This is a genomic window from Salimicrobium salexigens, assembly GCF_900156705.1.
GTDB lineage: Bacteria > Bacillota > Bacilli > Bacillales > Halobacillaceae > Salimicrobium > Salimicrobium album.
Genome location: NZ_FTOK01000005.1, coordinates 115,779 through 128,580, shown reverse-complemented (window position 1 = coordinate 128,580; position 12,802 = coordinate 115,779). Strand labels below are relative to the sequence as shown.

At 49.1% G+C, this 12,802-nt stretch carries 12 protein-coding genes and 1 tRNA gene; 5 read left to right on the top strand and 8 right to left on the bottom strand.

Annotated features, from left to right (window positions below):
* Position 1: 1 nt before the first annotated feature.
* Complete coding sequence (locus BW931_RS07600; RefSeq protein WP_076571297.1) at positions 2 to 466, bottom strand: divergent PAP2 family protein; 465 nt, start codon at positions 464 to 466, stop codon at positions 2 to 4.
* A gap of 133 nt (positions 467 to 599) precedes the next feature.
* Between BW931_RS07600 and BW931_RS07595 the strand changes: the two genes are divergently transcribed.
* Positions 600 to 995 carry an RDD family protein gene (locus BW931_RS07595; protein WP_076571295.1) on the top strand — a complete coding sequence of 132 codons (396 nt, stop codon included), beginning with the start codon at positions 600 to 602 and terminating at the stop codon, positions 993 to 995.
* Positions 996 to 1,017: 22 nt separating this feature from the next.
* Here the strand turns inward: BW931_RS07595 and BW931_RS07590 are convergent, their stop codons facing one another.
* Both BW931_RS07590 and BW931_RS07580 read right to left on the bottom strand, forming a co-directional pair.
* On the bottom strand, positions 1,018 to 1,608 hold the full coding sequence (locus tag BW931_RS07590; RefSeq protein ID WP_008588269.1) for a hypothetical protein: 591 nt from the start codon (positions 1,606 to 1,608) through the stop codon (positions 1,018 to 1,020).
* A 599-nt stretch (positions 1,609 to 2,207) separates the two neighbouring features.
* Positions 2,208 to 2,280, bottom strand: a tRNA-Ala gene (locus tag BW931_RS07580).
* Positions 2,281 to 2,430: 150 nt separating this feature from the next.
* Here BW931_RS07580 and BW931_RS07575 point away from each other — a divergent pair.
* From BW931_RS07575 to BW931_RS07565, 3 genes are read left to right on the top strand one after another with little or no spacing between them, the layout of a single operon-like run.
* Positions 2,431 to 2,856 (top strand): DMT family transporter, encoded by a 426-nt coding sequence (locus BW931_RS07575; RefSeq protein ID WP_076571291.1) that lies wholly within the window; start codon positions 2,431 to 2,433, stop codon positions 2,854 to 2,856.
* A gap of 13 nt (positions 2,857 to 2,869) precedes the next feature.
* A complete protein-coding gene (locus tag BW931_RS07570; protein ID WP_076571289.1) occupies positions 2,870 to 3,568 on the top strand; it encodes a Crp/Fnr family transcriptional regulator in 699 nt (232 codons plus the stop codon).
* A gap of 12 nt (positions 3,569 to 3,580) precedes the next feature.
* Positions 3,581 to 4,072, top strand: a complete 492-nt coding sequence (locus tag BW931_RS07565) for a DMT family transporter (RefSeq protein WP_076571287.1) — start codon at positions 3,581 to 3,583, stop codon at positions 4,070 to 4,072.
* Between the two features lie 5 nt (positions 4,073 to 4,077).
* Here BW931_RS07565 and BW931_RS07560 read toward each other — a convergent pair whose 3' ends face one another.
* Positions 4,078 to 6,240, bottom strand: coding sequence for an ATP-dependent helicase (locus tag BW931_RS07560; RefSeq protein ID WP_076571285.1), 2,163 nt, complete (start codon positions 6,238 to 6,240; stop codon positions 4,078 to 4,080).
* A 256-nt stretch (positions 6,241 to 6,496) separates the two neighbouring features.
* Here BW931_RS07560 and BW931_RS07555 point away from each other — a divergent pair, with 256 nt between their 5' ends.
* Positions 6,497 to 7,282 (top strand): SDR family oxidoreductase, encoded by a 786-nt coding sequence (locus tag BW931_RS07555; RefSeq protein ID WP_076571283.1) that lies wholly within the window; start codon positions 6,497 to 6,499, stop codon positions 7,280 to 7,282.
* A 135-nt stretch (positions 7,283 to 7,417) separates the two neighbouring features.
* On the opposite strand, the gene rlmD is transcribed toward BW931_RS07555, so the two are convergent.
* The 4 genes from rlmD to gatA all read right to left on the bottom strand — a co-directional run bounded on the left by rlmD (position 7,418) and on the right by gatA (position 12,798).
* The gene (gene rlmD, locus BW931_RS07550) at positions 7,418 to 8,794 is read right to left on the bottom strand and encodes a 23S rRNA (uracil(1939)-C(5))-methyltransferase RlmD (RefSeq protein WP_076571281.1); all 1,377 of its coding nucleotides are present in this window, start codon (positions 8,792 to 8,794) and stop codon (positions 7,418 to 7,420) included.
* Positions 8,795 to 8,930: 136 nt separating this feature from the next.
* Entirely contained in the window at positions 8,931 to 9,830 is a 900-nt protein-coding gene (locus tag BW931_RS07545) for a diacylglycerol kinase (protein ID WP_076571440.1), read from the bottom strand.
* Positions 9,831 to 9,901: 71 nt separating this feature from the next.
* Positions 9,902 to 11,332, bottom strand: a complete 1,431-nt coding sequence (gene gatB, locus BW931_RS07540) for an Asp-tRNA(Asn)/Glu-tRNA(Gln) amidotransferase subunit GatB (protein WP_076571279.1) — start codon at positions 11,330 to 11,332, stop codon at positions 9,902 to 9,904.
* Entirely contained in the window at positions 11,329 to 12,798 is a 1,470-nt protein-coding gene (gatA, locus tag BW931_RS07535) for an Asp-tRNA(Asn)/Glu-tRNA(Gln) amidotransferase subunit GatA (protein WP_076571277.1), read from the bottom strand. Before gatA ends, gatB begins: the two co-directional genes overlap by 4 nt.
* Between the last annotated feature and the right edge of the window lie 4 nt (positions 12,799 to 12,802).

The following is a 12,802-nucleotide window of genomic DNA, read 5'->3' as shown; positions in this document are numbered from 1 at the left end:
ATTAATGCTCAATTTTAGCGGACCATACGCCCAGGATACCTCCCAATATGGCACCGCCCAGCACTTCCAGGGGCTGATGACCGAGAAGTTCCTTCAGTTCTTTCTCTCTTTCCACGAATTCAAGGCTCGGGATATCCTTTGATATTTTGGAAAAACTGTCTTCCAGTTCATTCACAAGTTTGGTGATTTCACCGGTGTGACGGCGGATGCCCTGAGCGTCATACATAACGATCACTCCAAAAACGACGGCCAAAGCCGTTTCTGTGTGCCGTGAACCTTTATTGGCAGCTATGTAGGAAGCTATAGAAGCCACTCCTGCCGAGTGCGAACTCGGCATCCCCCCGGTCGCAGCCACCTGTTTCACGTCCCATTCCCCGGTCTTTCTGTAGTACGTCCATATCTTTGCTGCCTGTGCAAGACCTATGGAACCGAGAGCCGTAATGATTCCTCTGTTCATATCTTCCATCGTTCTCAACTCCTTCCTTAGTCCCTGTTACCCTTAACGTCTTGCCGTTATGCTTTGAAAAGGATAATTTACTGCAGAAATGAAACTTATCATGTAAGCCCTGCGTACAGATAATAAAAAAGGAGAGATGAAAATGAAACCTGTCACGAAAAAACGTACGTACGCCGTGCTTATCGACATTGCGTTCTCCGGTATCATCAATGCTGCAGCAGAGAATCTTCTCAGAAAAAAAGTGAAAAACGAAGCTTTCCTCACACTCGTTTTGCCGACACTCATTACCTGGGGGATGGAGTACGGGCAACTGAAGTACAGCGGACAGACGCTCGGCTATAAACTGATGGAACTGAGACTTGAAAGTGGAGACGGCTCTCCTCTCACTTCCGGTCAAATCCTCAAACGGATAGCTCACCGGGATTTCGCAAGCAGCATTGCCTACATGAGAGACAGAAAGAACTTTTCGAGAGACGAGGGCAGGAGCCTTGCCCAGGACCGGTTCGCAGGAACAATCGTCACGACGAAAAGCACCTGAATCTTCAGGTGCTTCCTGTTTTTTAATACAATTTCCTTACCATACCTTCCACGGTCGGAGGATCCACCTCGTGATCCTTTTTTCCCCAACGGAAAAAAACGAAGACAAGCATCAGACCTCCAAGCACCTGCACAACTCTCGCGTATACGGACACCTCCGCCGGCACTCCGTACTCGTCCAGACCCATCGTGTACAGCCCCCATATCGTCATGTGGACGATAAGGTATACGGAAGTCCTTGCGAACGTGAGGCGGTGAAAACGCCGGAATCCTTTCTCAAAGAACATGCGGAAGAGACAGAGAGCCGTCCCGAACACAAGCAGGGATACAGGCATCGTAATCAGGATGGAAAACTCCTGAAGCCATACATAATCAAACAGGACACCTGTACCAAAAAACAGGAAAAGGACGAGCAGTGTGTTCCGGTTAAAATGGTCCAGTTTCCTTATAAGGTAGTGGAACCAGTACTCTTTTCTGTTCACCCAAAGCACGAAGCCCGCAGGCAGAATAATCTGCAGAAATCCTTTGCCGATAATGCTTGCGAACAGCGAATAATGGCCGGCAGCACCGGCTGAGAATACGAAAAAGACCAGCAGGAGTAACATCTTCTTCATCCAATCCCTCCACGTTCATGGAATACAGATCAACGAAAAAGCCTACCTATCAGTTACATTTAATATATTCCTCTTCCCATACTCCGTCAACCGGGTCCTTATTCTTTCTACAGCCTTTAAAACCCTCCCCTGTTCTAAAGGGAAGGGTTCATGTAAGTGAAGCATAACGGGATTGAACCGGGTACGCTGAAAGAATATTCTCCCGTTTAAATGATCTAACCTGCTTCCTCCAATAACAATACGCAAAAATGGTGTCTTCCCTTATAACGGTTATACGAACAAACCGCTGGGTTATCCTGCCTTCGCTATCTATATAGACTATTTCAACTTTTTGTTTATTAGAAAGACCTCTTTCAAGAACTCCCTCCATAGTTATCTCTCCCCTCTCAAAAAACAGGAACATTTGTTCTTATTATACCACCCAGGGGAAAAATTAAACAAAAATAAGCAGCCTAATCCAAATCGGAATGACTGCTTATTTTTATGGTTCCGTTATTTGATTATCGCCTTATTAATAAAAGAAGATGAGGAGAACCTTTTCGCCGTTACCAAACTTCTCACCATAACAAAAACCCCTTGCATAGCAAGGGGTTACATAGTGGAGCATAGCGGACTCGAACCGCTGACCTCTTGTCTGCCAGACAAGCGCTCTCCCAACTGAGCTAATGCCCCGTAGTTAAAATCCGACAATAATCATTATAACCAAACCTTTTTCATTTAACAAGAGGGAATTTTTATTTTTTCATCAAAAAGGGACATATGTCCTTTATCATAATAGAAAAATGTTATTTACTGTTATAAGATGAGAAGGAGGAACGTTTTATGAAAGGTATTCTGTTTGCAGTCATCGCAGGTTTAAGCATCACGATGCAGGGAGTTTTCAATTCCAGTATGAATCAGGTGATCAGCGGCTGGCACACAACGGTCATTGTTCATCTCGTAGGCTTCGCAATCGCTCTTATTTTCTATTTGACCACAAGGGACGGGGATATACGCCGGCTCCCCTCCATCCGTCCTCTCTATATCACCGGCGGGGCATTCGGAGTAGTCGTCATTTTTTCGGAACTTTACGCTTTCAACGAGCTCGGTCCTGCCTCCGCTATAGCGATTCTTCTCGTAGCGCAGCTGCTTACGGCTTTCATCGTGGAGCTGAAAGGCTGGTTTGAAGAAAAGAAAATCGCGGTGAAAGGGTATCAGCTTCTCGGTGTCGCCTTAATGATTACGGGCGTCGTTCTATTCAAACTGTAAAGGAGTGTCCATAGTGAGAAAACTGTCCGACCCTACCCTTTTCCGGGAGTACGCAACCGCATTCGACTTCGACAACATTTTTTCCTCCGCTTCTTTTGATGCGCTGGAACTGTACGAAATGAAGCAGGGAGAGGTGCTGTGGGAGAAGAATGATACGCTCGACCATCTTTATTTCCTCGTCGATGGAAAAATAAAAATACACACCAGCTCAGCGGAAGGGAACGGTCTCATACTCCGCTTCAAAAATCCCCTGGCTGTCATCGGAGATGTCGAATACGTGAAAGGGACGGACGTGTTTCATACGGTAGAATCTGTCACAGACGGGCACCTTATGAAGATCCCCTTCGCCAGGCTCAGACAGGAAGAAAAGGAAAACACAGCTTTTCTCCACTTTCTCCTGGAAGTCATCACCCACAAATTTTACACAGAAGCCCACGCTTCCACTCTTAACATGCTTTATAATACGGACGTGCGTCTGGCGAGCTATCTCTTAAGCCTTACCGATGACGGAAAAGGATCACTGTTCCATGAAGAGATGCGTCCGGAAACGTTGAAAGAGACAGCGGAAGTCATCGGTACCAGTTACCGCCACCTGAACAGGGTGCTTCGTGACTTCGAAGACGAAGGGATTCTTGAAAAACATAGAGGCATCATCAAAATCACTGATATCGATTTACTTCGCCAAAAAGCAGAAGGAAACATTTATGAATAAGGAGCTGTTTTTTTGATAGGTATATTTTTCTCCATTCTTGCCGGTGCCATGATCAGTACACAAAATATATTCAATACCCGAATGAGCGGTAAAATCGGCTCGTGGGGATCGACGACCGTCGTTCTCGGGCTCGGTCTCATCGCTTCGCTCATCGTATTTACGATTGTCGAGGATACTCCTCTTTTCGCTTTAAGCGGCATCAATCCGATTTTCCTTTTGAGCGGCGTATTCGGGGTGACGCTCGTCTACTGCCTGATGCGGGGGATGGCTATTCTCGGGCCGGCCTACACGGTATCGATCACGATGGTCTCTCAGCTTGCCGTCGCTTCCACCATCGATACGTTCGGGCTGTTTCATTTCGAACCGGTTCCGTTCACCTGGACGAAAGCTCTCGGTCTCTCCATCCTTATGGCAGGTATCCTCATCTTCAAGCTCGGGCACCGGATTCCCGTTCTTCACAGACAGGAGAAACCGAAAGAAACCTATGCACAGGAAGCGAAGTGACCTCACTACGCTTCCTGTTTTTCTTTAGATAGAAGTCCGCGTTCCACGCAGGTTTCAAGCAGCAGTTCCTTATACCCTGCTTCTTCAAAGTGAATGACGATAAGCCCTTCTTTATATTCCATGACGGTGCCCCGCCCGAACGCCTGATGAACCACTTTCGTTCCCGGGTCCAACCCTTCGAGTGCCGAGGTATCCACACGGCTCGCAACTTCCCGGTGATTCGTTTTTTTCGTAGAGCCCGCAATGGTACGCACGTTGTGCAAAAAGGTGGATTCCTTCACCCGCTCTTTCCCTAGGTAGTGGTACGTCAACAGCTCGAGACGGACCCGGGCCCGGGTCATCCCGACGTAAAACAGGCGTGCCGCTTCTTCCATCGCTTCTCTCTCCCCGTCCCGGTAATCCTCAATGTCGTCATTCGAGGGAATGATGCCGTCGACGAGATCGATCATATAAACGGCATCGAACTCAAGCCCCTTGGCACTGTGAAACGTCGTAAGCGTAAGGGAGCTCTCCCTCACGTGGGCGTTCTTCACAATCTCCTCGAGTTCTTTCAGACGGAAAGCGAAATCTTTCAGAGAATCACAGCTCTCGGCAATACGGATGAGTACATCGAGGGTACCGAAAAGCTGATCCGCCCGGAACCCGAACTTGTCCACCATCTTCCGTAACACGCGGTCATAGCCGAGTTTCTCCCTGATCGTCACTATCGCCTCGTCGGGCCTCATATTGTTGATGTCATGGAAGGTCTGTTTCGCTTTCGGAATCGATTTCTTCTGGTACTCCTGAATATCGAGCTGAAGCAGCTGATCGAACAGAGACCCCTTCGTGTTTCTTCCCTTCAACAGGTCCATCTGTTTTTTCGAAATATAGGCATTGAATTTCGTATGGATTCTTTCCAGAATATCGATTCTGCTGTCGTTATAGGAGAAACGGAGAAAGTTCAGAACGTCCTCGACGATCCAGTGTCTGAAGAATTTAGCCTCCGAGTCTTTCATGTAGAAATCGATGCCGGCACGGTCCAGCTGATCGACGAGCGGGATCACGGAAGCGTGATTGCGGTAAAGCACCGCCGTCTCCTCTTTGCTTTTCTCCTGTATCTGCTGTACTACGTAGTCGAGCTGTTTCTCGTCATTCTGGAAAGCATGGATTTCCACGTCCTGCATGGATCCGTTCGGGGTAGTCATCTCTTTTTCGTAACGATCGATATTCCGCTTAATGAACCGGTTGGCTACGTGGACGATTTCTTCAGAGGAACGGTAATTCTCCGTCATCGTGAGGACGGTCGCTTCCGGATACGTCTCCTGAAACCGAAGAAGTTTATCGACTTCCGCTCCGCGCCACCCGAAAATCGACTGATCGTCATCCGCAACGAGACAGAGATTATTCGAAGGGGCCGCCAGCATCTCCACGATTTCATGCTGAACGATGGAATTGTCCTGACTTTCATCGGTGAGGACGTAATCGAACTGCTGCTGATAAACAGAAAGGACATCCGGGTTTTCTCTCAGTATTTCGTGACAGAACGTAAGCATATCGTCGAAATCGAGAAGAGTGACCTCCGCTTCCGACTGCTTGAACGATTCGTACGCCTGGAAGACTTCCGAGGCAGCTTTCGCCTGGCACGGCACCCGCTCCAGTTCTCTCCCCTCAAGCATCCGGTTCTTCACGAGACTGATGTAACTCATCAGATCCTCCATCTCCTCCTCAGTCGCCTGCGTCCCGTTCACATCTTCGTACACTTTTTTCAAAATGAACGTTTTCTGAAGAGGGAGACCGCCCGGCATCCGGCCTTTCTGCCCTCCCCCTTCAATCAACTGGTAGGGGATGTTCTCTTTTCTCATGAACTCCCGCACTACTTTGTAGGCGAAACTGTGGATGGTGGAAAACGGTACTTTCACACTACTCCAGCCGGAGAAATAGTCGTCGAAACGCCGGGACATATCGCGGGCGGAAGCTTTACTGAACGTAACTGCCATAATCCTTTCCGGTGCCACCTTCTTCTCGAACAACAGATAGGCGATCTTCATATTAAGCGTAGTCGTCTTCCCGGAACCCGGTGACGCCAGCAGAAGAAGAGGACCTTCCGTATGAAGGACCGCCTGCTTCTGGGCCCCATTCAATTCTATTCCTGTTTCTGTACTCATCCTGTTGAAAAATGTTTCAGACATACTGTTTCTCCTTTATTTTCTGCATTTGAAAAATGACTTCACCGACACTCACTATCGTCTATCATATCACGTCCGGAAAATGAAGATATACCACCGGCTCTGCTTCTTTCCCCTGTTCCTCTGTCCGTTTAGATTCCCATGAAGACGGGAAGGCAAAATGTAGTTGTCACCTTTATTCCAATAATAAAGTGCAATTTCTTGAAAAATAGACCACCGATTATACGCAGAATCATTCCCTAAGGAGGAATATCATATTATGAGTAAAACGATTTTTATCACCGGAGCCGGTACGGGTCTTGGAAAAGGTACGGCTATCGGTCTTGCTAAAAAAGGACATCACGTCATTGCCGCCGTTGAAATTATGGCCCAGATTACGAGTCTCCGGGAAGAAGCCGAAGCAGCAGGTGTCACCCTCGAAGTGATCAAACTGGATATCACGAATGAACGGGACCAGCAGCTGATAGACGAGTACGACTATGACATTTTCGTCGCGAACGCGGCTATCGGCGAAGGTGGACCGATTGCCGAAATACCGGTCGACCGGGTCCGCGATATTTTTGAGACGAACGTATTCAGTACGCTTGAAAATGCCCAGATTGCTGCCAACAAATTCATGAAGAAAGAAAAGGGCAAAATCGTCTTCCTCAGCTCCGTCGCCGGTCTGGTAGGCATGCCTTACCTCGCCGCGTACGCTTCCTCAAAACACGCAATCGAAGCTTTTGCCAAGGCTATGAAAGCGGAACTTGAAGAATTCAACGTGCAGGTAGCTACCATCAACCCCGGTCCGTTCAACACCGGTTTCAACGACCGGATGTTTGAAGAGAAGGGGAAATGGTACAATCCTAAAGAGAACCTGACTCCCGAGAAATCCATGAGTAACATGGAACAGCTGCTCGACAATCAGTACGACCCTGAAGATATGATCGCAAAAATGGTCGAAGTGATCGAAGCGGATCATCACGCCTTCCGTACGGCTTACCCTCAGGAGATCGAAGACCAGATGAAAGACGAAGAACAGAAATCCTGGGACGCGCGTGTTTAAAACGTAGTTTTCCAGAGACTGGAGCCGAAGAATATTTTTCGGCTCCAGTTTTTATTCGTTACGCTTTTCCATCGTTTATGATGGACAGAAAAAAGCTCAAGCCATATTTCAACTTGAGCCAATTGGTATAATTCATTATTTTTTCACCAGCCACGTTACACATTCTATGTGGTTCGTCTGCGGGAACTGATCCACCGGCTGCACTTCTTTCGTTTCATACCCGCCATCTTCAAGAATCCGCAAGTCCCGGGCTAAGGTAGAAGGGTTACAGGAAACGTAGACGATCCGTTCCGGCTCCATCTCAAGCATCGAGGCAAGTAGTGCTTCGTCACATCCTTTTCTCGGGGGATCGACGACGACAACGTCCGGACGGAGACCCTGGCCGCGCCACCATGGCATCACTTCTTCCGCTTTCCCTTTATAGAACTCGACGTTATCGATGTGATTGAGACGGGCGTTCTTCTTCGCATCTTTCACTGCTTCGCCGACGACTTCCACTCCGTACACTTTCTTCGCGGCCTTCGCCATGAACAGGGAAATCGTACCGATGCCGCAGTAGGCGTCAACAACTGTCTCCCCGCCCCGCAGGTCCGCATACTCCAGCGCTTTGTCATACAGCGTTTTCGTCTGGGTCGGGTTGACCTGATAGAACGATTGTGCGGAAATCATGAAGCGTATGTCTCCGATGGAATCATAAATATACTCATCTCCATACACGACGGTCGTCTCTTTTCCGAGAATGACGTTCGTCTTCTCCCGGTTCACGTTGTGGACGATCGACTTCACTCCCGGGTACGCTTCTTTAATCTGTTCGATCAGTTCGTCCTTGTTCGGCAGTTCCTTCGTCCGGGTGATAAGGACGACCATGATATCACCGGTGACCTGGCCGGTCCGGACCATGATATGACGCAATACCCCTCGATGAGATTCCTCATCATAGGCTTCGATGCCGAGATCCGTCGCGATTCTACGGACGGCTGCCACCATTCCGTCGTTCGTTTCGTCCTGGATCAGGCACGACTCCATATCGATGATGTTGTGGCTCCGCTTCTGATAGAACCCGGTTTTCAATTCTCCGTTTTCTTTTTCGCCGACAGGAATCTGGATCTTATTCCGGTATCTCCACGGCTCCTCCATACCGATCGGTTCGTGGACAGGAACGTGTTCCAGATGACCGATTTTCTTCATGACGTTTTCGACCTGGTTCTTTTTCATCGTAAGCTGACGGCTGTAGCTCATATGCTGAAGCTGGCAGCCGCCACACTGGTAATAGACGGGACACGGGGGCGTAACCCGGTCTCCGCTCTCTTCTTCCACATCCATAAGTTTTCCGAACCCGAAATTCTTTTTCACTTTGACCACTTTCACCCGGGCTTTTTCTCCCGGCAGGCCGTACGGGACGAATAGCGGGTACCCGTCCACCTTTCCTACCCCGTTCCCTTCATGGGTAAGGTCTTCGAACGTCACAGTAATGGTCTCGTTTTTCTGCACGGGCGGTGTCTGTTTCGGCATAATGATCCTCCTCTCTCTGTTTCAGTGATTTTCTGAAGATACAAGGCCATATACATAAGTAGAACTACGTTCGATACCATAGGGCTACTTATGTATATGAAGCCGTAAGGAAGCACCGTTTCATTTGCAGAAGCGGCTACTTCCCTTTAGCTTCAGGTATAAAAAATTCAATATGACGGTACAGGTTGGTGAATTCTCCCGGGAGCAGCCCTCCATATTCTCCGTCAATGTTCAAATGCATTTTCTCCTTTGTCTTCACGCTTATCCGCGCAGCCGTCATGTGGAGGAATTTCGGATGATTAAGATGGGTCCCCTGGATGGCCATAGTTGCGAGACGGATGAATTCCGCGACGTTCATCTTCTCGATGATCATAAGATTGAACACGCCGTCATCCATTTTCGCTTCCGGCGCAAGTTTCTCAAGCCCCCCGACGGAATTCGTATTAGAAACGAGAAAGAGCATAATCTCCCCTTCATACACCTTGCCGTCGTAATCGATTTCGACATAGGTCGGACGTATCGAAGGCAGCATCTCCATCCCTTTCAGATAGTAAGCCAGCTGACCGAGCATCGTTTTCATCTTGCTCGGAACTTCATACGTCAGCTCGGTAATTTTACCGCCGCCGGCGATATTGATGAAATACTTATTATTCACCCGTCCGATATCGAGCGCGGACACTTCATTGCGCAGGATAACATCGAGTGCTTTATTGATATCGTTGCGGGGGATGCGGAGAGCACGCGCAAAATCGTTCGTCGTTCCGGTCGGGATGATCCCGACTCTCGGACGATGCGGCTGTTCGGCCAGTCCCGCTATGACTTCATTGATCGTACCGTCGCCTCCGGCGGCCACTACGATATCAAACTTCCGTTCCGAAGCGATCCTTGCGGCTTTGATCGCGTCCCCGGCACAAGTCGTTGCGTGGGTGGAAGTTTCATAACCGTCCTGTTCGAGACGTTTCAGAATGTCCGGGAGCATCTTTCTGATCAATTCTCTTCCGGAGGTCGGATTATATATGATTCGGGCCCGTTGCATCAAAATCTCCTCCATCTTATCGTTCGTATTTTCAGAGAGAAAAGCACGCATCCCCTGCGCGCCCTCCCTCTTTACCTTTTGCTGATTTCTTCGATCAGCAGTTCATTGACCATCTTCGGATTCGCCTGCCCTTTCGTTTCTTTCATAATCTGGCCGACGAGGAAACCGATAGCTTTGTCTTTCCCATTCTTATAATCGGTGATCGACTGTTCGTTCTGATCAAGAATATTCGTTACGATATCACGAAGCTGTCCTTCGTCGGAAATCTGGACGAGACCGCGGTCCTTCACGATTTTCTCGGGGTCGCCGCCTTTTTCCACGAGATCCGGCAGGATTTTCTTCGCTATTTTGGAAGAAATTGTCTCTTCTTCCAGAAGTACGGTCAGTTTAGCCAGAGCATCCGGAGTGAGTTCCAGATCCTTCAGTTCTTTCTGCTGCTTGTTCACATACGCAGAAATATCTCCCATCAGCCAGTTGGAAGCCTGCTTGATGTCGCCGCCTTTTTCAAGAGTCTCTTCAAAAAAGTCGGAGAGTTCCTTGTTGTTCGTCAGAACGGCTGCATCGTATTCAGGGAGTCCGAGCTCTTCGATGTACCGTTTCTTGCGCGCTTCCGGGAGTTCAGGAATTTCAGCTTTGATGCGTTCTTTCCACGCTTCATCGATGTAAAGAGGGACAAGGTCCGGTTCCGGGAAGTAACGGTAATCGTCCGACCCTTCTTTAATTCGCATAAGAATCGTTTCTTTCGTCTTCTCGTCGAAGCGGCGCGTCTCCTGAAGGATTTCTCCGCCCTGCTTCAGCACTTCTTCCTGACGTTTCTCCTCAAATTCAAGACCTTTCTGCACAAAGGAGAAGGAGTTGAGGTTCTTCAGCTCCGTTTTCACACCGAACTCTTCCTGTCCGACAGGCCGGAGGGAGAGGTTCGCATCACAACGGAGGGACCCCTCTTCCATCTTACAGTCGGAGACGCCAGTATACTGGATGATATTTTTAAGTGCTTCCAGATAAGCGTATGCCTCTTCCGGAGAGCGGATATCCGGTTCCGAAACGATTTCCACCAGTGGCGTACCCTGACGGTTATAGTCTACGAGCGAATATCCGTCGTCTTTATGGGTGAGCTTACCTGCGTCCTCCTCCATATGAAGACGAGTGATGCCGATGCGCTTCTTCTTCCCGTCCACTTCAATATCAATGTACCCGTTCTCTCCGATCGGCTGATCGAACTGGGAAATCTGATACGCTTTCGAGTTATCCGGATAAAAATAGTTTTTCCGGTCGAATTTCGTATGAGAAGCGATATCGCAGTTCAACGCAAGGGCAGCCTTCATCGAATAATTCACCGCTTCTTCGTTCAATACGGGCAGAACGCCCGGGTAACCGAGATCGATCGGGTTCACGTTCGAGTTCGGCTCATCTCCGAACATGTTCGGAGACGGGCTGAAAATTTTCGATTCTGTCTTCAGCTCGACGTGGACTTCAAGTCCAATGACTGTTTCGAAGTTCATTTTGTGTTTCCTCCTAACTCAGGACGCTGCTTATGGTAATTCGTCGCCTGTTCAAAAGCATGAGCTGCACGGTAGACCGTACTCTCATCGAAATGTTTCCCGATGATCTGCAGGCCGATCGGAAGCCCTTTCTCCGAAAAGCCGCATGGAATGGATATTCCCGGCACGCCTGCAAGGTTCACAGGAATCGTGAGGATGTCGTTCGCATACATCGTCAGAGGATTTTCCATCTGCTCTCCCACTTTAAAGGCAGGTGTCGGCGCGGTCGGTCCGATGACGACATCATATTCCTCGAAAATCTTGTCGAAATCGTTTTTGATCAGCGTACGTACCTGCTGGGCTTTTTTATAATACGCATCGTAATATCCGGAACTGAGGGCGAATGTTCCAAGCATAATCCGGCGCTTCACTTCGTCTCCGAAACCTTCGGAACGGGAGTTTTTGAACATATCGATCATCGTTTCCGCATTTTCGGAGCGGCGTCCGTACCGCACGCCGTCGAAGCGGGCCAGGTTGGCCGACGCTTCGGAGGACGCGATCAGGTAGTAGGTGGAGAGCGCATACTTCGAATGAGGAAGAGACACTTCCTCCCATTCTGCTCCGAGTTCTTCATACTTCCTGAGCGCCTGTCTGACGGAAGCTTTCACTTCCTCGTCGACCCCTTCCTGGAAATACTCCTTCGGTACAGCAATCTTCAAATCGCTGATATTTCCGGTCAGTGCTTCTGTATAAGCAGGGACTTCCACGTTTGCTGATGTGGAATCCATTTCGTCATGGCCGGCGATCGTTTCGAGCACGTAAGCATTATCTTCTACGCTTCTTGTAATAGGACCAATCTGGTCAAGCGAAGAAGCGAAGGCGATAAGTCCGAAGCGGGATACCCGGCCGTATGTCGGTTTCAGACCTACGACACCGCAGTAGGAAGCCGGCTGGCGGATCGATCCGCCGGTATCCGTTCCAAGAGAAAACGGCACTTCTCCGGCCGCAACAGCCGCTGCCGAACCGCCGCTCGAACCGCCCGGGACGTGATCGGTGTTCCACGGGTTACGCGTCGCCTGGAAGCTTGAGTTTTCGTTGGAGGATCCCATAGCGAACTCATCCATGTTCAATTTACCGATGGTTACCGCTTTTTCTTTCTGCAGTTTCCTGACAACCGTCGCATCATAAAGCGGGTCATCAAGGTTGCTGAGAATCTGACTTGCAGCTGTTGTACGCAGTCCTTTCGTCACGATATTGTCCTTGATTCCGATCGGAAGACCGAAAAGACTTGCACCTTTGTCCCCTGCTTCATCCAGTTCCCTGGCAGCAGCACGGGCATTCTCTTCATCAAGCGTCAGAAACGCCTGAACTTCCCCGTCCACTTCTTCAATTCTGGCGTAGGATTCTTCCACCAGATCAGTGACTGTAATCTCATTATCATTCAGCTTCCGCGTAAGTTCTTTCAATGAATGTTCAAATAAAGACACGAAT